This window comes from Paenibacillus plantarum, assembly GCF_013141695.1.
Lineage (GTDB): Bacteria > Bacillota > Bacilli > Paenibacillales > NBRC-103111 > Paenibacillus_E > Paenibacillus_E plantarum.
In genome coordinates this window covers 386888-407676 of the sequence record NZ_WHNY01000067.1, presented here as the reverse complement: position 1 = coordinate 407676, position 20789 = coordinate 386888, and the positions used below count along the sequence as shown (strand labels likewise).

The window sequence follows — 20789 nt, the reverse complement described above, 5'->3', positions numbered from 1 at the left end:
GAAGCACTGGAGCCGCTTTAACATAGCATTTGGTAGTGAAACTGCCTCACGCGGCAGAGCGCATCACTGCCAGCGATACGGTCAGGGGTCCGCCCGCGAGGATGGAGCGTAGCGGAGGAGCACGGCGTCTGAATCCACCGCTAAAAGTCCTCGTCGAGTTCGCTTCGTCAGCCATTTAAATCAGGATTCGGACATCCCGTTCATACCATTTAGTTTATTACTCTTGAGTATGTATCGTTATTTTGATAAAATAACGATACATACACGGAAGGAGAATGAATATGCCCACGATTCGACCAAGCTCGGACTTAAGAAATCATTACAACGAGATATCTGAGTTATGCCATAAATATGATGAACCTGTCTATATTACGAAGAATGGCCACGGTGACCTTGCTGTAATGAGTATTGAAACCTACGAAAAGTTGGTTGGAAAATTCGAACTGAATAGGCTTCTGGATGAAGGTATGGATGCAATGAAAAAGCAGAAAGTACGTCCTTTTCATGAGGCAATAGCAGACATTCAGAAGGAAATTTCGGAGTGATTCCAAACTATCGTTTAGAAATCACTGAGCTGGCAGAAGCAGATCTACGAGACATCGCTGATAATATTGCCAACGAATTAATGGACCCGACGACTGCGAGAAAAATCATTGGCAGAATCGCTGAAGCCGCTTCTCAATTGGAGCAAATGCCTTTCAGATACGGATTAGTCCACGATGAGAGATTGGCAGCGAGCGGCATTCGACATTTACTTGTGGACTCATACATCGTGTTCTATGTCATCTCGGAGAAAGAAGAAACTGTTACAATTATTCGGATTCTTTACGGGAAAAGGCACTGGAGCAGCTTGATCTAAACTATTGGTAATGTAACCTCCTCACTCGGGAGACTGCATCGCTAGCAGCGATGTGATCAGGGGTTCGCGCCTCTTGAAATTTGTGTTGTTCTGCACGTGTACTATTTCAGTCCTAAACTGTCGCTGTCGTAGTTCCTCTACATTAATTTCCAAGCAATCTCTTTCACTAAATCGGTTTCCCATTCCTCAAATTCATCTTCAATATAGGCAATTTCTTTACCGTATTGAGCTAAATAGTCGCTCACTTTTACTTTGAAAACGTCATCGACTCCATCATTCTCTGCTAATTCGACTATCCATTCCTTCATTTGTGCCTTTGTAGGGATATCCTCTTGGGTACTTTTAGCCTGCTCTTCCTTGTGATTATCTTCCTTTTTGTTATCTTCCTTCCCATTAGTCTCTACCGGTTGGGCTTCCTTTTCTTGCTTTTCCTTTTCCCTGATGAGCTCCTCGACTATTAAAGCAATCGTATCTGCATTACCAAGCCGTTTGATATAATCTAGACTTTTATATTTCTCAATTTCATGTACGTATGCATAGTCCTGAGTAGAAGCAGATGCATGACTAAGCTCATGTATAAATGCCGTAAGAAGTTTGTTGTACGATTCCTTGTATAGTATCTGATCTGCGCCGATACGCAATTGAATATCACCTTCAAAGTCCTGTTTCTTTCTTAGCCACTCTTCCCAAGTTTTGTGAGTAGCGTCGTGCTTCTCGTTCTTTAATATCCAATCACCACCTCGCTTAGGGCTAGATAACCCCGCCGCATTTGGTCTACTAAGCCTATCGTTTAGGCTCATGGTAGATACCTCAAGAACTGCTGCTGACAATCGCTTTTGCATGATTTGAAATATAATACGTAATTGTTCTAAAGCTGCAGGTAGACTCCTATCCTTATCTTGGATAGATAGTAATGAGGTCAACGTATCTTTGAATTTACTGGTCTCTGTGGTATCGTCCACAGTTTGGCAAAGTTGATCGAGGATATTCAGGACCGACCCGATTTGTTTTTTTGAATCTGACACTAGTTTATTGACTGTCTTTGCTTTGTCGCCGGTTATTGCAGACTCTCTAGGCGTAATATCTTTATCATTGAAGATAATTGTTTGATTTTCCCGTTCATCGGTACTAATCGTAGAATCTATAGTAGTTTCTGTATAGGTGATAAGCACATTGGGGGCAATCGTATTGCAGTCCTTTGCGCTTTGGAGCGTAGACGGATCGGTTCCTAAAAGAGCCTCCAGCTCTTTAAAATAATCTACTTCACGATTCCTTGTATTTACGTTAATGGTAAAGTTATCGGATTTGTAAAATTGGAAGTAAAACGGTGAGGTAGTGAACTTTTTCCCCATTTTCAGTTCATACGCATTACACCAGGCACTTTCTTGTGAGCTCGTTTCACTTTTCCCTTCTTTGTCGGTGTATTGGATTTTCCTTTGAATGGTCTCGCCCATGTTTCTTTTAGGGGTATTGAAAAAAGATGCGACCGCACGATTGCCGATCGTTCTTTGCAAATATTGAATGTCCTTATATTTTAAAGTTGAAGATGGCTCCACACTCGTGTTTTTCTCTTCGCTGCTTTTCGTAGGTATAGAACTTTGCACTTGAGTATTATTTGATCTTTGCCCCTTGGTATGTTCCATATACTTAACCCTCCTAGTGCTAAAAAGGTATTGTTCATCTATAACTTTATAAGATATTCGATATATTCCAAATATTACCTTTATTTTCCACTAGGCTCCATAATATAAAAAAAGACAAATCAGCCATAACTCTGGTTGATTTGTCTTTTTATTTTTCCAACCTATAAATAATGCATCGTTACCTCACTTCTAACTAAAAATCTTGCATTAATACCCGTCTGCCCAATTCCCTTAGAAATGTAGTAAGCCCCATATTGATTCTTATGTAGACCCTTATATATCCCCATGCGAGGCAATTTACCCGCGTCTTTTATTCTAAATAAAAATGGCAGATTAAATTGTTTGCCATGCAGATGTCCAGCCATTAAATAGTCGTAAGTCTTATTTAAATCTAGAACGATATTCGGATCGTGCGTAATAATGACTTTCGTTTTAGTTTGATTAACTTTTTGAAATGATTTTTCTATGTTGCTCTTGCCTGAATCAAAATCATCAATGCCTATTAGTTCAATTTGATCTAGATGCACCGATTCATTCCTTAATACATGTAAGCCGTATTTCCTTAATCGTTTGATTATATCCATGACATTTTTTTGCTGATAATCATGGTTGCCAAGTACACAATAGATGGGGACATGCCCAATTGTCATAGCCCTTAGGTACTTTTCTAGTTTGCTAAGACTTTCACGATGTTTGGTAAAATCACCTGTAATACAAATAAGGTTTGGTTTTTCATTATTGATAATCGTAGTTAGTTTTGTAGGACTTATTCTTAATCGTTCTACATGCAAGTCACTAATCTGCAGGATTTTTAAATTTAAATCCAGAGGATACGTGATCCGTTCAATTTTTAGCCATTGTGTAGGTAAGATGAAAAGAATATAAACCAATAGGATTAGAATCACTATGTATACAAAGATCATTTCATCATTCTCCTCACATACAAGATTCATTTTGATGAAGTAATATGTATTCAAGATAATCTGGAATATCCCTTTTATTTTTTTATGTGCAAAATCGTACAAACTCCAAAGCTTAGATTTTCATATTCTAATAGAAAACAAGTAAAGGAGGCGTTTGCGATTAGCGAAATCAAAGTTATAGCTACCATCCAAGTGGGCAGCAAACCATCGGATATCGCATTAAACAAACGGACGAATTTGTTGTATGTGCCGAATAATGGAACGAGCAGTTTATCTGTCATCAGCAGCCGATCCAATCGAGTAATCAAGACAATCGAGGGGCTCACTGGGGCCGCCTCCGTAGCTGTCAATCCGCGAACGAATCAGATTTATGTTGCGGGCTTGTCAGGCAAGCTTTTCATCATCGACGGTAAAAAGAATAAACTGACACATACTTTCGACGTAGGCGGCGGCTATGCTTCGATCGAGGTAAATGTGAAGACGAATAAGGCGTACGCGGCTAATCTTGATAGAAATTCGGTCACGGTGATTAACGGAAATAAGAAGAAAATTGTTGCTACGATAGCGGTTGGGCAACAGAATCCGAACTTTGCTGCTCCTCATACGGTTGGCATCAATCCATTCACTAACCGTATTTTTATACTTAATCCGGGGGACAATTCCGCTACTGTCATCAACGGCCGCACAGATCGCGTAATGACCACGATCGAAGTGGGCCAAGGCCCCTCTTCTCTCGCTTTGAATTTGCGCACGAATCGCCTTTACATCGCGATCGCTGAGAATAGCAGTGTCTCCATTGTTAATGGCCACACGAACAAATTGATCAAAACCATTCCAAATGTCGGTGATATCGATACATTCGCGATCAATTCTAAAACGAACCGCATCTATGCGCCAGACGATACCACTCAGAGCTTTAAGATCAGCGTCATATCAGGAAAGTCCAATAAAATCATCGCTACAATTCAAGACGGTGAATCTCCACGTATCCCCGTTGTTAACAGTAAGCTGAACAGAATCTACGTCTCCACCGCTGGAGAAGAAATGCCCCCTAGCCGAGCCAGTGTCATTAATGGCGTGAATAACAAAATCATGAAAGCGAACCTGCCTCTTGGACTTGGGGCATCTGCAGGCGTTGCTAATGAGAAAAACAATCGGGTCTACTTTGCCAATGGATCTGACAATACAATAACCGTTCTTTCTGGATAGCTTGATAGCTTCATACCTTACTATGCTTTCTTGGTGAGCCCTCCGATCGGAGGGCTTTTTTATGTCGTTTATGACCCCGCACCACCTAATACCCTGCATTTGGGCTTGGTACTGGACTTTAATCACCCTTTTCGCTACATTTGTTATATCGCATACTTATTATAGATGGTTCTAGAGAAAAGGGATCGAGAAAGCAGCATCTTACATGTCAAATTATCTCTAAATCATTAGCATCTTCTTGAAGGAGGTCGATTATGAATAAGCGTTATTACCTTGCATTTATGAGCTTAATCCTACTACTTGTACTACCTGCATGCTTTTGGTCCAAAGATTCCGAACCTTCCTCCACGCTATCAAACAGCATTTCACTGACTCCTATTTTCGAGCCAAACAACTTCGATCATCCCGTTGGACTTGAGCATCGTGTTAACTCACCGCAACTCCTGTATATCGTAGAACAGCCTGGTAGAATCATCAGCGTGAACATGGATAAGCCGAAGGAAAAGCCCGCTCTTATGCTTGATATTACGGATCGGGTCAATGATAGTGGAAACGAACAAGGGTTGCTAGGACTAGCCTTCCATCCGAAGGATCCAACGTTGGCCTATGTGAACTACACGACGGAGACCCATACCGTCATCGCTCGCTACAACACGCTTCCTAACAATCCCGCTCTTCTGGATCCAACTAGTGAGAAAGTGTTGCTAACTTTTAAGCAGCCCTATTCGAATCATAATGGCGGGCAACTCGCTTTCGGTCCAGATGGTTACTTGTACATAGCAACGGGAGACGGCGGCAGCAGCGGAGATCCTCAGAACAATAGCCAGAACCTTCAGTCCCTGCTAGGCAAAATACTACGTATCGACGTCGACAAGCCAGCCAATGGGCTTCTTTATGCAATTCCAGCTGACAATCCTTTTATTGGCAAAGGGGCTAAGGAAATCTATGCCTACGGACTGCGGAATCCATGGCGATTCAGTTTCGATACCGTTACAGGGAAACTTTGGGCAGCCGATGTTGGCCAGAATCGATTCGAAGAAATTAATCTCATAGAAAAAGGTAAAAACTATGGGTGGCGTATTCAAGAAGGATTTGCATGCTACGAACCAAAGGAAGGCTGCAATAAGGCTGGCTTAGAGCAACCGCTGTTTACCTATGGTCGTGATCAAGGCGTATCCATTACCGGAGGCTATGTGTATAGGGGTACAAAGCTCCCTGAACTTATCGGCTGGTACGTGTACGCAGATTATGGGACGGGGAACATTTGGGCATTATCGCAACAAAGTGACGGGACGATCAAGAACCGAACTTTATTAGCATCCGGTTTGAATATTGCTTCCTTCGGTACGGACGCGGCAGGCGAGCTTTACCTGTCCACACAAGATGGAAAGATCATGAAAATCGTTTAGCATCTAGCCTGGCAAGAGGCGGATCCTAGCCACGTATGTGGGTTCCCCGCCCAGCACCAGCCGAGCTTTGGCTTTTTGTCACTAATCCATAACGCAGTGACTCTTCGGTCACCACAGCGAGAACCGAGCAGAGAGAAGCCATTATTTTTACGCAGCACTTCAGGAAAATGGGTAATTACACTAATCCCTTCTTCCAAGGTAAGCGGAGAACGATTTTCTTGCGTTATGGAGGCCAATGCTGCGGTTGGTGTCACGTTTAATGTTCCTGTGCCCGTATCGATATCCAACAACAGATAAGCCCTCCCCTCAGGGAGCTCCATGCCCTCAATAGGTTGAAAGCGATTGATTTCCTCGATATCTATGCTACTAAAACCGTTCTTCCCTTCTCGTTCCACCAGTCGCATCGCATGCTCAGCATGTAACCAGTCACCCTTAATCACAATGACAAAAGGAATTCTCCATGCTTGTGCTTCTATTTGGTTTAGATTTATTTCAGAGATTTGATGCTTTAGCGGTTCTAATTCCTGCGAAAATGCAGCCGCGCTTAATCCAACTAATTGTGGATATCCTTTATCAATTAGATTCCTGACTTGTCGTTCAAACTCCTCATTCAACATAAGTTCGTGCGTCCCTCCTCAATGATATGCTATATAGTCATTTTATAACATTAAAGCTAATTCAAAGGTTTGAAATAAAATACCTTGTTTTAATAAGCAATTGTTGAAATAACCTTATACTTCTGCTTTAATCTTAGAAGAATGCTAAGATGAGGTGAACCTTGATGATTAGACCCATCGATATTGCAAATCAACTTAACATAAGCACGAGCACTTTAAGAAATTATGAGACGAAAGGGCTTGTCCCTATTCCAGCGCGATCATCCAATGGCTATCGGTTATACACAGAAGAACATGTTACTTACTTTACTTGCATTCAGGCCATGGAACCCGGGTTTGGGATGGATGCGACCTCCGAAATTCTACGTAACATTCAATGCAAAGAGATGGATTCCGCACTCCGAATCGTAAATGAAGTGCAAGCTAACTTGCATCGTGATACTTTACTAGCTGAGTCAAATATTCAAATTTTTGAAACCGAGCACCTAAACATACTCGATTCCCATGAAATGATCTGGATGACTATTGGTGAGGTTGCCGAGGAAACCTCCCTCCCGCGCTCTACCATTCGGCACTGGGAAAAAGTCGGCCTCATTCTCTCCTCGCGCGATCCCCAGAATGACTATCGTAGATATAATCGATCGCAATTACACAAAATTATGCTGCTCCGCACCTTGCGACCAGCCGTCTACTCGCTCGATCTTATTGGCCTGAAACAAGCAATTGCAGAAATGGACCCTTACGATGTTGAACACGCCAAGAGAATCGCGCATCAATCTCTAAAATTCCTATACAAAGTCAAACAGGAACAGCTTCGCGGCGTGCATAATTTGTACAAATTATGCCGCCTTTTGAATCTAATGGATTAAAATAAACAGCGTTGACTCTTGGTAACATTTTGTTATAAGTCTATTTTGTGCCGATGAGTACAGAAAGAGTGATCACGACGATGATTCGACCGCGGGAGTTTGATGAACAACATGCATTAGCTGCAGCTATGCAAGTTTTCTGGGAAAAAGGTTATGAAGCGACTTCAATGAGTGATCTATCGGCTCTATCGCGCGTACTGACGATTTCAGCTATTGGACTTTCTGTATCGATGAAATCACAACCAGAACGCTCTTACGTCGATAGTGTGGTAACTGAGATTCTTACTTTGCTCGAACTACGAATGATTCGCTTATTTTCTACATTTCCAATTGTGTTAACGGACACCAGTAGCGTTATTTCTTCATTTACGTCACTGTGCAGTGGCTAACGGACACAAGAGACGTTAAACGACCTTGATTAGCTGATAAATGAATGAAATCCGTTCAATAGCGCTTGCTGTGTCCGTTAGCCCACTGGAATGCCTGATTTCAGGCAAATACAGTCTCCCTTGTCCGTTAGCGATTAGGCGCACTGGAATAGCTCTAAAATAGCTCCGGATTAGTCCCGGATTGCTCTGGAAAATCTCTATCCCCATACTCGCATCCTTTTCAACGTCGTCACCACTTCAATTAATGCTCTATAGCTTCGTACAATTGACGTACTTGAACCGAAATTCATGACGATATGTGTGTCGGATTCAGGATGGCTGAACATATGCGTTCCTAGAATACCGCTGTGTCCTTGGAGCCTCGGTAGTCCTCTGAGCAAAAAGAAAAACCCCTCGAAATGAAGCTCCATCATCCCTAATCCATAATGTATACCATTTCGAAATTTGTTAGGGAAGGTCTTCATCGCTTGTAACGATGCTTCATTGATGCATGATCCACTAGGGAGTGCTTTCTGAAAAAGCAGGAGATCCTGGGGAGTTGTCACGATGCCTCCACCTGCCCAATCGCAGCTTAAGCATGGCAAACGACTGATTTCAACCTTGTTCAACCAAATATCCTGTATAGGTTCAGCTGACGTATGTTTCGGCTGCGAATAGAACATCAAGTACGAATCGTTCATTTGTAGGGGATTGAATATCTCAAGGTGCAGATTGTCGCTGAAGGATTTTCCCGTGATCTGCTCAATTATCCTACCCAACAAGATGTAACCGGTGTCCGAGTAATGAAAGCGCGACGCTGGAGCTCCATGGCTCCGTTGATTTCTCCTCGTAAAATCGATCAAAGTTTCTGGTGTCCACATTTCCTGAGGATTAGCAACAATTCGTTGCATAAACGTTGGCTTGTGGATGACTGGGTCATCGAAATAGTCTGCTACCCCCGAAGTATGCCCTAGCAGCTGCTTGATCGTTACTTGATTAACGTAGTCTACATTACGATACACGAAGAGATTTTCCAACTCAGACGGTGGTAAAAAAGTCACAACTGGCGAATCTAACGAGAGTTTCCCCCTTTCTGCCAATTTCATAATTAATACAGCTGTAAAAACTTTCCCAATACTTGCCGTATGAAAGGGCTGATTTAGTGAGACCGAAATATCCTTATGGGCTGTTATTCCCCCTGCGGCATAGCGATACGTAAATTCTCTGCTGTCAATCCATACTTGTACGCCTGTCTGATGGCGGCTGCTCTTGCGTAATTTCGTGAAGTACGAATCGAGATGCTTTGAGGCTTCTACATTGCTCCATGATTTTCGAACAAACATCGTGATATGGAACCTCCCCAGTACGAATTGTATTTGCCAACGACTAATGTTACTATTAGTAATATAACTAATCGTAGTGTAAGGACAAGTCACATGTCAACACGAATAAGGAGACTCCCGATATGGAATTCGTCATTCTCGGTTTATTGATTTTGAAGAATCAGACGGTGTATGACCTCAACAAAGCATTCCAACAAGGCATTGCCTTGTTCTATAGTGCCAGTTATGGCAGCTTGCAGACGGCTTTAAAGAAATTACTTCAACAAGGTGATATTGGTTATGAGGAGCAGGTAGATCGCGGGCGGAACAAGAAAGTTTACGTCATCTCAGAGAAAGGCCGAGGAGCTTTCTATACGTGGATGAGCTCTGAGATACCAACTAGCAGATTAGAATCTACAGCACTCGCTAAAGTATTTTTTCTGGGATTAATCGATTCCACCCAAGATAAACGTGCCATCTTACAGCAAATTATCTCTCAGATTGAAAAGGCTGAACTTGATCTCCAGCAAATGGACAAAGGGCTCCAGAACGTTCAAGTTCCGGCCCCCTATGCAGAAATTCTCGCTTATCAAATCAAAACCCTTGATTATGGCATTCGTTCTCATACTTTTGCCAAGGAATGGTTCGAAGCCTTGCTTGCCGAGTTACCCTCAACGTCGTAGCGGTTATGGAATAACCTGCATATATTAGTGACTTTGATGCAAACTAAGATGTCTTGCTTAACCCAAACAAACTTGGAGGAGTGATGTTCATGCGCGAGGGATTGATTCCTGCTGTTCTTGGAACTGTCGTTTCTGCATCTGGTGCTACTATGCTAAAAAGCAAGTATAAGCTTCTTGGTGTTGGTGTGCTTGGCTTCGGCGTTGCTCATGTAATTCTAGGAGCAATTGATTTGGTGGAACATCGTTAGGTTGGTAAGATCAAGAGGGAGGTCCTTAGGGACCTCCCTCTTTGCATGCTCCGCTTAAGACCTCGATTGTATACGGCCGTTTACCTAGGCTAACTTCGTTCCAAGCTGCTTTACTTTCTCCAACCACTGGACTCGTTTCTCTAGAGAAGATGACTTAACTGGTCCTATCTCGGTAAGACGTACAGGCGTAATCCCGCAGAATTGTAATATATTATTTTTCATAATTCGATAACCCGCATGCTTATAGATCCATCGACTGTACCAAGCTGGGGTATCCGTTGTCACAATGAGATGCGCTGATTTACCTACGAGCAGCTTATCCCAGAGTACAGACTTCTCCCGATATTTGAAAGCGAAGCCAGATAAGAAAATACGATCAACAAATCCTTTCAGCAACGCTGGCATCGCCCCCCACCAGGTTGGATAAACGAAGACTAGATGATCAGCCCAGCGGATGAGATCCTGCGCTTGCAGTAAATCCTCTTCGAGCTCTGTACGCTTCCGATAGCCAAACTGCAGATTCGGATCAAACGTTAAGGAATGAAGATCAATCCTCTGAATGTCAACCTTATTGTGTGAGACCCCTTCGATATATGCATTCGTTAGCGCTGCACAATAGCTTTGCGGATCCGGATGTCCATTAATGACAAGAATATTCGATTTCAAGATGATTTCCTCCTTATTTGCGACTATAATCAGCATAGAATGAATGCGATTCGATTGGAATGATGAAACACGCAAACCAATTGCTGATTCACGCAAAGGAGGGATTTTCAACTTGAAAAGCCAAGGTGTTGCCATTTCTATGGTGTACCCCATTTTGAAAACGGTGGTACAAAAAGGCTTTGATTCGGAGCAATTTTGTAACTATGCTTCCTTTGACGGCAGTCTACTCCAGGATGTTGAGGCACGCATCTCAGGGGAGGAATTGGAGCGATTAACGATAGCCGCGGCCCATTTTACGAAGGATACGCATTTCGGCTTACATCAAGGACAGATCATGGAATTCGCCGATATGGGCATCCTTGGTTATGTCATGATGCATTCCCAAACCGTTGTCGATGCGTTAGCAGCTTACCAACGATATAATGTGCTGCTATGCAGCGGATTCAATCTTGATTGGGACGTGGATGGCGAAGATGTGAGGATATCCATGTTTCTACAGCATCCCGGACAGGGGCAGATGTCCCGTCATTGTATAGAAGATATGGCCAGCTCCTTATTCCGACTGATCGGGAGACTCAGTAACCGTGTAATCCCACTTCTGGAGGTCGCGTTTCGGCACGAAGCAACGGTAGATGTAACTCCTTATCAACCCGTATTTGGACGAATCCCCCGCTTCGCTGCGAATAGCAATTACTTGCGTTTCAGCAAGGATGTATTGCAATACCCTGTCCTCTATTCCGACGCTAAGTTACTGAGCATATTTGAGAATATCGCACAAGAAACTAGACAGGAGCTGACGCAAGCTAGTCGATTCACTGAGCAAGTTATCCAGTGGATACGCTCATGCATGCCGTCCTACTTCCCATCCTTGCAGCAAACGGCAGATTTCCTCCAAATGAGCTCACGTACACTTCAACATAAATTGAAAGAAGAGAATACGACATATAACGATCTCTCCATTCAAGTACGTAAAGAATTAGCCATGGGCTACCTTCGCAAATGGGAGTTTTCCGTTGGGGACATCGCTTATGTGCTCCATTTTTCCGAACCTAGCGCCTTTCAAAATGCCTTTAAAAAATGGACTGGCTTAACACCTGGACAGTATCGAGCTACGATCCAAAGTGGACAAATGCGCGTGAATGGCTGAGTGATGTTGCTCAGTCAAATGTTGGAAGCGACGCATGATGTTCATACAATCGTAATTTTCAAACAAAATGGTGGAGAACGACGCTGCTGGGGTTCTGGTCCTTGTGGCGTCTTTCGATTTACCTATTTACAAACCGATGGTCTGTTTTTATAATGAAATTAGTGATTAATTTCCAAAAGACGGAGGATTGTGCCTATGAAGAATGAGGAACGTAGAGAAATCACCACACGAAAGCTCCTCGAAGCGACCAAAGCGCTGTTGAAGGAAAAAGGCTGCCACGCTATCACGATGAAAGACATCATGGAACAATCATCGCTTTCCAAAGGAGCAATCTTCCATTATGTGAAGAGTAAGGACGAAATTTATGCGATGGTGCTGCACGAGCGACTTGAAGAAACGAATACGAAATTCATGCAGGAGACGGAACACGCTGTCAAATCCTTTGAGGGACCCATGCAAAGCATCGCTCATAATCTCATCGCGCTAGAAGATTCTCATGATATCACGAATAAAATACTCAAATACTTACTTGGCAAGGAAGATGATCCTACCGTTGCGGAAGTGCTGCAGCATTTTTATGAGCGATCCGTTTCATTTGCTAAGAATTGGATCACAATTGGTCAACTCCACGGTGTCATTATGGATCACGTTAACCCGGACCAAACAGCTGAAATGTTCGTCCTGCTCTCCCTCGGATTACGTGTCCGTTCATCTTTTGCCTCGACAACCACGCAGGTCTCCACTGAGGTGTCTACATTCATGTCCACCATTTTGAAAAACCAATCCAAATAAGTTCTCTAGGAGGTATTCGCATGGCACCTTTCATTGCCTTGATGTCATCGTTTCTAATTTTTTTGGGAATAGGTTCTCTCGGATGGTCTTATTTCGATGATTGGCACACCGCGCTGCAAGGCGCAGTCGCTGTCATGTTTCTGCTTACAGCCTCCGCACATTGGGGTAAAAGACGTCCCGATTTAATTCGGATGGTCCCTCCTGCTTTCCCAAGACCCGCCTCGATCGTAACCATTACGGGCTATTTAGAAATCGCGGGTGCCATCGGGATACTGATTCCCGTAGTGTCACTGGCTGCCTCGATCGGTCTATTGCTTCTGCTGCTCGCTATGTTTCCCGCAAATGTACTCGCTGCTCGCAAGAAGTTGACCATTGGCGGCAAGCCAGTGCCTCGATTGGCAGTTCGGATCGTTCTGCAACTCGTTTTTATCGCGGCTATCGTGTTGGCATCACCTTGGTTTGGGAATTAGCTGGGATGAGATATCAGTTACGATGCGCATGAAATGATCAATATTTGTGATACAATATCTAATAAAAGGAGCTGCTGACATGCAAAAAATCTCTCCATTCTTATGGTTCGACGGCAATGCCGAAGAGGCAATGAATTTCTACACGTCCATTTTCAGCGATTCCAAAATTGAAAGTATCAATCGCTCTGGTCCTGAGGGAAGAGTTGTATCAGGAACATTTTTGTTAGGTGGAGTGCGGTATATGGCTTTAAATGGCGGGCCTCATTATAAATTAACGCCTGCCTTTTCGCTATATGTCAACTGCGAGTCACAGGATGAGATCGACACCTTGTGGGAGAAACTTTCTGAAGGCGGCCAGCCTCAACGTTGCGGTTGGGTACAGGATAAATTCGGCCTGTCCTGGCAGATCATCCCAAGCACACTAGGGGAACTACTCAATGCCGAAGATCGCGTGAAAGCCGCTCGTGTGATGAACGCGATGCTCGGCATGCAAAAGATGGATATCGCCGCGCTTAAGCAAGCTTACGAGGGATAGGTACGAAAAGGAGTCGCAGCGGGAGCGAAGTGGACCAGTTTCGCTCGCTCTCCTCACTGTAACGATGAAAAACATCGTTACATCAGCGAAGTGGACCAATTTCGCTCGCTCTCCTCGCTGTAACGATGAAAAACATCGTTACAGCAGCGAATCGGACCAATTTCGCTCGCTCTCCTCGCTGTAACGATGAAAAACATCGTTACATCAGCGAATTGGGCCAGTTTCGCTCACTCTCCTCACTGTAACGATGAAAAACATCGTTACATCAGCGCATGACCCCGTCGTATTACCCCAAAGATGCGATAGTACACGCATTTTCAGCAAAAACGACTACGACATGCGTGAGAGTGTGTAACCTTTTGCACCGAAACAGATGAAATGGAGACATGCCATCTTATAAGTTTTCCGCCACATTTGACCGCTAATTAGCGTTCCATTATTATAATGGGGTACAACAAATAACTTATTGAGGTGATCCTTTCGTGGCTGTTCAATCGGATAAAATTTTCGTGAATTTACCTGTCAAAGATTTGGACAAGTCTATCGCTTTCTTCACTGCTATTGGGTTCGCCTTCAATCCTCAATTTACGGATGAGAATGCAACCTGCATGATTATCAGCGAACATATTTATTCCATGCTGTTAGTCGAGAAGTACTTCCAAACTTTTACGAAAAAAGAAATTGCCGATGCAACTAAAACGACGGAAGTACTCGTTGGTTTAAGTTTCAACAGCCGAGAAGAAGTAGATGCACTTGTCGATAAAGCACTTGCAGCTGGCGGGACATCGTACAGTGAACCAATGGATCACGGCTTTATGTACACGCGCACTTTCCAAGATCTTGACGGCCATCAATGGGAATTATTCTGGATGGATCCGAACGCAGTGAATCAATAAGCATACAAGAGGTAGTGAGAGAATCTCACGCCTCTTTTTTTATACGTATTCCCTTATCCACCTATTCCCCCTCCATTCGCCCAACATTGACCATGCATATTCTTTGTTTTATACGGCATATTCTTTGAAATGCTGCGCTTCTTCCTACTCTCTCTAGCGGGATAAAGGTCGTCGTTGTATGATAGAAGAGAATCCTAATCCCAGAAGATGAGGCTAATGGTGACATCCATGATGAAACTTCGCAGTCCAATTAAGACGTTGCGTGGCAAAATTCTGATCTCCTTATTTTTCCTGATTATTCTTCCAGTTGTGATCATTCTCTACCGATTCTATAAGTCTTCTGAAGATATTGTACAAATTCAGCTCAACCAATCCAATCAAGCATCCGTATCCCAAAAAGCCACAGCCATGAATGAGATGGCCGTTCGCATGATCACCGCGTCTAGTCTGATTATTAATGATCCAGAGACGGAGAAATTTCTGAAAGAGCCTGCGGATTGGTCCAATAACTACCTCTCCTTCATTAAGCTCACGAGCCTGCAAAAGAAAATGTCCAACGTCAAAGATCTCCTTCTCGACAGTACGACGCAGCTTGGGATATACGACAATAGAGGGTTTACACATACCACATGGTCTGCCGTCACACCAACGAATGTGCAATCTTTCTATAAGGAAAGCTGGTATGAACCAACGCTGGGGCGCAATGGCTTCCCTTACTGGACAGTTCCCTACTCACTTCCTTCATCCAATAATAAACAAGATCTGATCGTCATGACGAGACAAATTAATGGCGAATATACGAGTAACTATGGTGTGTTTTTTATCAGCGTACCGATCCCAGTTTTCTTCTACCCGAACGCCGAGATCCAGAAGCAACAAGCTGCAGGCATAACCTCTGTCCTCGTTGATGAAGACCAGAATCTTTTAATCGGTGACCGTGCGGCTGCAGATTTGTTGGCGAATCATGCCCTTCAGAACGTTCGTACCAATATAAATGGCATTCAAGAAGTGAAAATCAAAGACCATGTCTATTTTATGAATGACGCTTATGTCCCACAGCTAGGTTGGCGGCTAGTCCAATTCATGAATCAGAAGGATTTCGCTACCCAGCTTAGTCGGGAAAAAGACAAATCTATCACCTGGGTTGTCGCCTGGTTCCTTCTATTTGCCATCGCCTTCATCATACTCATGCTTCGTGTAACGAGTCCTTTCAAACAATTGGCCAAATCCATGACCAAGGTTGGTAAAGGGGAATTTAATACGCTCGTTACGATAAAAGGGGAAGATGAGATTGCCCTGCTTGGCAATAACTTCAATCGCATGGTGCTGCATCTGCAAGTTCTCATATCCGATTTATATGATGAGCAGCGGCGCAAGCAGAAAGCACAGTTCCAAGCACTTCAAGCGCAAATTAATCCGCATTTTCTACTCAATACACTCAATTCAATCAAATGGATGGCACTGCTTTCTGGTGCTGATCATATCAGTGAAATGATTACCAAACTGGGTAAACTGCTGAATTTCACCATGCGGAATGAACAAGAATTCGTCACGTTGCAAGAAGAACTGGACTATTTACAAGTGTACTTATCTCTCCAGGAAATTCGATATCATGATCAGATCACATTTACTTATCACATTCCGGAAGCGCTGCTTGACTGCGAAGTGTTAAAATTCACGCTGCAGCCTGCTGTAGAGAACAGCATAATTCATGGCAATCGGTTCCCGCTTCTGATTGAGCTTCAAGCTGAAGAAGTTAATGGGAATCTGCATATTGTGATGCAGGATAACGGCGTAGGCATGAGTATGGAGATGATTGGGCAAGTTGAATCTTCCCTGAATCAGCCACACGCAAAGTTCAGCGGCATCGGAATACGCAATGTAAATGAACGAATTAAGCTCCACTTTGGCATGCAGTACGGCATGCACATCTCAAGCGTGGAAGGCGAAGGCGTCCGACTATTACTGGTACTGCCTTTGAAAAGGAGGAATACAGATGCTGAGAATTCTGATCGTTGATGATGAAATCCTTGTGCGCATTGGCTTAAAGACGATCATTCCGAGAGATAACGAAGAGTTCCAGGTCATAGGTGAAGCTGCTAATGGGTTGGAAGCTTTGAAAATATTAGAAGCGCAGCCTTGCGACGTCGTACTTACGGATATTCGGATGCCGGAGATGGATGGGCTTGAACTATTGAAACAGATCCGTGAACGCTGGCCGGCGATCAAATGTCTCATTTTATCCAATCATAACGACTTCAACTATGTACAACAGGCATTACGCCTAGGTGCCATCGAATATGTCACGAAATTAGAAATCAATCCCTCCGAGCTAATGGAGAAGCTCCGCGCAATTCAGGATCAATTACAACTGGAGAAACAAGGCCAGCATGCAAGAACGCAGCTTGAGCAGAAGGTGAATCAATATAGCAACGAGGTCAAAGAAAAACGGTTGCGCGAGCTCCTCCAAGGCCATGTTTCCCGTGGGGAAATCGAACAAGTATGGCGAGAATTCCAACTGGAGCTATTCACTTCCCCCTTAGCAGCGGCGGTGATCCAGATCGATTCCTACGAGGAATTAACGCAAAATAACCGTTTCCAAAGCGATCGACTTTTGACATACACGGTGAAAAATGTCCTCAATGAGATTCTTAAGAAGTATGGCAATGGCGAACTCGTTGAGATGGCAGTTGGAAAGTTCTGCGTCCTTACGGGTCAAATCAACGCGAACATGTTGGTCGAAATGCAGAATGCTGTACAAGTTTTTTTGAAAATATCGCTAGCCATAGGTGTGTCCCCCTCCTACGAGGATGCATTTGCTCTGCATCAAGCCTATGAAAAAGCAGATCATGCCTTAAGCTACCGGTTCTACTACGGGGGCTCATGCATCGTTTACTATGATCATTTACATGTTTCACCTCCCACGCTATCTGAGCCATGGCAGGAAGAAGAATGGATGAAACGTATCGAAGAAGGTGACGAAATCGGCTTACGTGAGAAGATTACCGCCTGGACAGAGGAGCTTTGCCGCAATAAGAATATTCCTCCTGCCCTATTGCGTGAGCAGTGGCTTGGTCTTCTTCATATTTTCGCACGCTGCCTGAAGGCCGAAGGTGGTGATATTTACTCGGTAACCCTCCATGAGCAGCAGTATCCGTACCATGTTATTCGCAATGCTGAAACCTTGCAGGCGATATCCAACTGGTTCATCGGATGGCTGCCCGTCTTTCTGGCGTACAAGCGTGAGCATGGGAAAGAGAAACTCCGACCAGAGATTCAAATGGTGATCCGTCAAATTATGGAGAAGTATAATTTACCCCTCAAAGTAGCTGATTTAGCCAGTACCGTAGGTTATACGGAGAATTATTTGAGTATTTTGTTCAAAAAAGAAACCGGCAAAACGATCACCGATTATATGACGAATGTTCGAATGAAAAATGCCCGCGAGCTGCTCAAGAATCCGGATTACAAAATTTTCGAAATTTCTGAGCTCATCGGGTATGCCGATCCGAATCATTTCAGCCGCAGCTTCAAACAAATGGAAGGTATGTATCCGACCGAATTTCGAAAGCTCGTCTTCGGTCATCGAACATCATAGAATAATGCTTACTTCGTAAAGAATACTCCGTGTCTTTTTGGGAAAATATGCATTACGATTTAACTACCAAAAGAAAAGGGGATGAAACAATGAAAAAAGTATTTGGCATGGGGGCATCAATCGCTCTTGCTGTAAGCGTTCTCGTAACCGGTTGCTCCAAAACACCTGAAGCTTCACCTTCCGCAGCTGCATCCGTCGCACCTGCTGCAACAGTAGCAGCAACGGCTGCGCCTACACCTGAATCACAGAAACCAGTTACCCTTAAATTCTGGGGAGGTGTTCCGCCAGAAAGCGGACCACAAGACGCCGTTGATGCATGGAATAAAGCGAATCCGACAATTAAAGTGGAATATACACGTTATGTCAATGACGACCCGGGCAACCTAAAGCTCGAAACCGCACTTCTCTCAAATACAGATGCACCTGATATTTACATGAACTACGGTGACGCCTATATGACCAAACGCCAAGCTGCTGGCATGGCAGAGCCATTGGACGACCTGATCGCCAAAGCATCCTTTGACGTAGAGGGTATTATCGGAGCAGCTAATATCAAGAAGTTCGCAGACGGTAAATATTATTATTTACCAGCGAATAAGAATTTGGGTGCTGTGCTTTTCAATATGAAAGCGTTAGATGCAGCCGGCGAGAAACTCCCAACCGCCTGGACATGGGACGATTTCAGTGCAATGGCTACCAAACTTAACAAAGGGGAAATGAAGGGTACCATGCTGGATCCAGCTTTAAGTTGGTTCGGGGATACCGTTCTACAAACAGCCAAACCTCAAGACTGGGTAATCGCTGCGGATGGCACATCCAACTTCAATAACCCAGCTATGAAGAAAGGCTTGGAAATGCAGAAGAGCTTGGAAGACAAAGGCGTTATGATGAAATATTCCGAAGCTGTTGCCGGTAAAATTACTGTGCAAAATGAACTTCTGACAGGCAAGACTGCTATGACGGCTTCCCAAATTTACATCATCCGCTATATCAAAGACATTAAGAGCTTCCCACATGATTTCAAAGTCGCTTTCGCTCCTTATCCGCAATTCACAGCTGGGAGCAACATTAATCCAGGCGGCGGTATGGGTGATTATATGTCCATTAATAAAAACAGTAAGAACAAAGATGCGGCCTTTAAATTTATCTCTTGGTACTTACAAGAAGGCAACATGGCCATGGTTCCAGGCGGCCGTATTCCAACGAATAAAAAAGCAGATGCTGGTAAAATCGCTTCAATCCTCATTGGCGATGCGAAGGATCTGATTGATGAGGCTTCCTTGAAAGCACTGCTAGCTGGCAATTACACATTCCCAACGTCCTACAACGTACCTGTTCCAACTGAACTAAGAGCCATCTTTAAAGATGAGATGGAGAAATATCTGCTTGGTGCTCAACCGCTTGACAAGGCTTTGGACACAATGAAAACGCGTGGGGATATGACGATCAAAGGCGCTAAAAAGTAAGGCAAATTCATTCTCAGTCATTTGGAAACCTCTAGCAGATTCTTGCTGGAGGTTTTTTCAATGAAACTACAGAAAAGATCACGTTCACGCTATGGGAATTCACTCATTCGCTTGGTAAAGTTACGTTAACACATGAATTCGAAAGGGTGGCTTACGAATGAAACGACATTTCTGGCAGAACGCCAAATTCAGGGAAAACCTTGCAGGCTACCTGTTCATTTTGCCCAACTTCTCAGGGTACCTTATCTTTATATTGCTGCCGATCCTATTCAGTTTGTACCTCGTATTCGTAGATTGGGAATATCTCAAAGGGTTTGCGGGGATCGAATGGGTGGGCTTAGATAATTTCAAAGCGCTGGGCAGTGATCCGAAATTCCTGAAAGCGCTCAAAAATAATATGGTCTTTACACTAGTCAGCGTTCCAGGCTCTATCATTATAGGACTCCTGTTTGCTGTCGTACTGAACAAGTATGTGTTTTTCAAGCAGACACTGCGAACACTGATCTTCCTGCCCTATGTCAGCTCGCTCGTCGCTGTATCTGTCATTTGGAGCATTATGTACCGTGCGTCCGATGGTCCGATCAACCAGTTGCTCAAGTCCGTTGGCATTGATCATCCACCAGGTTGGTTGTCGAGCCCGAATTCTGCTCTTTTCGCGATAATCATTATGCAGGTGTGGGTAACGATCGGATACGCGATGGTCATTTACTTGGCCGGATTGCAAGGGATTTCCAAGGATTTGTACGAGGCATCCGATATTGATGGGGCTTCGAAAATTCGTCAGTTTTTCCAAATTACCATTCCTATGCTCACGCCGACCACCTTTCTCGTTGCCATTACGCTCATTATCGGCTCCTTCCAGATATTCGGACCCGTCAACATTATGACACAGGGTGGTCCTATAGATTCGACGATGGTACTTTCCTATCACATTTACTTACTCGCATTCCGATTCTACAAAATGGGCTATGCCGCTACCGTCTCTTGGGTACTATTCGCCATCATCTTCGTTGTCACGATCATTCAATGGCAGAGCCAGAAACGTTGGCAGCAGCACTTCTAATTGTAA

At 43.9% G+C, this 20789-nt stretch carries 22 protein-coding genes and 1 pseudogene; 17 read left to right on the top strand and 6 right to left on the bottom strand.

The genetic code is table 11. The features are described from left to right. Positions 1–281 precede the first annotated feature (281 nt). Complete coding sequence (locus GC096_RS24795; protein ID WP_171633969.1) at positions 282–545, top strand: type II toxin-antitoxin system Phd/YefM family antitoxin; 264 nt, start codon at positions 282–284, stop codon at positions 543–545. Next, a complete protein-coding gene (locus tag GC096_RS24790) occupies positions 542–859 on the top strand; it encodes a type II toxin-antitoxin system RelE/ParE family toxin (protein WP_216626252.1) in 318 nt (105 codons plus the stop codon). The genes GC096_RS24795 and GC096_RS24790 overlap by 4 nt, the downstream gene beginning before the upstream one ends. Before the next feature lie 137 nt (positions 860–996). On the opposite strand, the gene GC096_RS24785 is transcribed toward GC096_RS24790, so the two are convergent. After that, on the bottom strand, positions 997–2502 hold the full coding sequence (locus tag GC096_RS24785) for a M35 family metalloendopeptidase (protein ID WP_171633968.1): 1506 nt from the start codon (positions 2500–2502) through the stop codon (positions 997–999). A 161-nt stretch (positions 2503–2663) separates the two neighbouring features. Next, positions 2664–3425, bottom strand: a complete 762-nt coding sequence (locus GC096_RS24780) for a metallophosphoesterase (protein ID WP_171633967.1) — start codon at positions 3423–3425, stop codon at positions 2664–2666. Between the two features lie 192 nt (positions 3426–3617). Between GC096_RS24780 and GC096_RS24775 the strand changes: the two genes are divergently transcribed. Continuing rightward, entirely contained in the window at positions 3618–4634 is a 1017-nt protein-coding gene (locus GC096_RS24775; RefSeq protein ID WP_171633966.1) for a YncE family protein, read from the top strand. Positions 4635–4888: 254 nt separating this feature from the next. Further along, positions 4889–6043, top strand: a complete 1155-nt coding sequence (locus GC096_RS24770; RefSeq protein ID WP_171633965.1) for a PQQ-dependent sugar dehydrogenase — start codon at positions 4889–4891, stop codon at positions 6041–6043. Here GC096_RS24770 and GC096_RS24765 read toward each other — a convergent pair. Then, complete coding sequence (locus GC096_RS24765) at positions 6040–6660, bottom strand: DUF5701 family protein (RefSeq protein ID WP_171633964.1); 621 nt, start codon at positions 6658–6660, stop codon at positions 6040–6042. The genes GC096_RS24770 and GC096_RS24765 overlap by 4 nt on opposite strands. Positions 6661–6824: 164 nt before the next feature. Between GC096_RS24765 and GC096_RS24760 the strand changes: the two genes are divergently transcribed. Beyond that, positions 6825–7529 (top strand): MerR family DNA-binding transcriptional regulator, encoded by a 705-nt coding sequence (locus tag GC096_RS24760; RefSeq protein ID WP_216626251.1) that lies wholly within the window; start codon positions 6825–6827, stop codon positions 7527–7529. An 80-nt stretch (positions 7530–7609) separates the two neighbouring features. After that, positions 7610–7714 (top strand): annotated as a pseudogene (locus GC096_RS38855) (TetR family transcriptional regulator); the annotation flags it as partial. A gap of 219 nt (positions 7715–7933) precedes the next feature. Here GC096_RS38855 and GC096_RS24750 read toward each other — a convergent pair. Both GC096_RS24750 and GC096_RS24745 read right to left on the bottom strand, forming a co-directional pair. Next, complete coding sequence (locus GC096_RS24750; protein WP_171633962.1) at positions 7934–8125, bottom strand: hypothetical protein; 192 nt, start codon at positions 8123–8125, stop codon at positions 7934–7936. Further along, entirely contained in the window at positions 8116–9240 is a 1125-nt protein-coding gene (locus tag GC096_RS24745; RefSeq protein WP_171633961.1) for a serine hydrolase domain-containing protein, read from the bottom strand. The genes GC096_RS24750 and GC096_RS24745 overlap by 10 nt, the downstream gene beginning before the upstream one ends. Before the next feature lie 122 nt (positions 9241–9362). On the opposite strand from GC096_RS24745, the gene GC096_RS24740 reads away from it, so the two are divergent. Both GC096_RS24740 and GC096_RS24735 read left to right on the top strand, forming a co-directional pair. Then, the gene (locus GC096_RS24740) at positions 9363–9902 is read left to right on the top strand and encodes a PadR family transcriptional regulator (RefSeq protein ID WP_171633960.1); all 540 of its coding nucleotides are present in this window, start codon (positions 9363–9365) and stop codon (positions 9900–9902) included. A gap of 89 nt (positions 9903–9991) precedes the next feature. After that, the gene (locus GC096_RS24735) at positions 9992–10150 is read left to right on the top strand and encodes a hypothetical protein (RefSeq protein WP_056616564.1); all 159 of its coding nucleotides are present in this window, start codon (positions 9992–9994) and stop codon (positions 10148–10150) included. Between the two features lie 84 nt (positions 10151–10234). On the opposite strand, the gene GC096_RS24730 is transcribed toward GC096_RS24735, so the two are convergent. Further along, complete coding sequence (locus tag GC096_RS24730) at positions 10235–10816, bottom strand: NAD(P)H-dependent oxidoreductase (RefSeq protein ID WP_246302931.1); 582 nt, start codon at positions 10814–10816, stop codon at positions 10235–10237. A gap of 112 nt (positions 10817–10928) precedes the next feature. Between GC096_RS24730 and GC096_RS24725 the strand changes: the two genes are divergently transcribed. The 9 genes from GC096_RS24725 to GC096_RS24685 all read left to right on the top strand — a co-directional run bounded on the left by GC096_RS24725 (position 10929) and on the right by GC096_RS24685 (position 20783). Further along, the gene (locus GC096_RS24725) at positions 10929–11963 is read left to right on the top strand and encodes an AraC family transcriptional regulator (RefSeq protein ID WP_246302930.1); all 1035 of its coding nucleotides are present in this window, start codon (positions 10929–10931) and stop codon (positions 11961–11963) included. A gap of 195 nt (positions 11964–12158) precedes the next feature. Further along, positions 12159–12755 carry a TetR/AcrR family transcriptional regulator gene (locus tag GC096_RS24720; RefSeq protein WP_171633959.1) on the top strand — a complete coding sequence of 199 codons (597 nt, stop codon included), beginning with the start codon at positions 12159–12161 and terminating at the stop codon, positions 12753–12755. Between the two features lie 20 nt (positions 12756–12775). Further along, positions 12776–13225 (top strand): DoxX family protein, encoded by a 450-nt coding sequence (locus GC096_RS24715; protein WP_171633958.1) that lies wholly within the window; start codon positions 12776–12778, stop codon positions 13223–13225. Between the two features lie 79 nt (positions 13226–13304). Continuing rightward, on the top strand, positions 13305–13760 hold the full coding sequence (locus GC096_RS24710) for a VOC family protein (RefSeq protein WP_171633957.1): 456 nt from the start codon (positions 13305–13307) through the stop codon (positions 13758–13760). A 482-nt stretch (positions 13761–14242) separates the two neighbouring features. After that, complete coding sequence (locus GC096_RS24705; RefSeq protein WP_171633956.1) at positions 14243–14656, top strand: VOC family protein; 414 nt, start codon at positions 14243–14245, stop codon at positions 14654–14656. Between the two features lie 216 nt (positions 14657–14872). Next, positions 14873–16675, top strand: a complete 1803-nt coding sequence (locus tag GC096_RS24700; protein WP_171633955.1) for a sensor histidine kinase — start codon at positions 14873–14875, stop codon at positions 16673–16675. After that, positions 16653–18254: a response regulator gene (locus tag GC096_RS24695; protein ID WP_171633954.1), complete on the top strand. Its 1602-nt coding sequence runs from the start codon at positions 16653–16655 to the stop codon at positions 18252–18254. The genes GC096_RS24700 and GC096_RS24695 overlap by 23 nt, the downstream gene beginning before the upstream one ends. An 89-nt stretch (positions 18255–18343) precedes the next feature. Continuing rightward, complete coding sequence (locus tag GC096_RS24690; RefSeq protein ID WP_171633953.1) at positions 18344–19720, top strand: ABC transporter substrate-binding protein; 1377 nt, start codon at positions 18344–18346, stop codon at positions 19718–19720. 157 nt (positions 19721–19877) lie between these two features. After that, positions 19878–20783, top strand: coding sequence for a carbohydrate ABC transporter permease (locus tag GC096_RS24685; protein ID WP_171633952.1), 906 nt, complete (start codon positions 19878–19880; stop codon positions 20781–20783). Positions 20784–20789 lie beyond the last annotated feature (6 nt).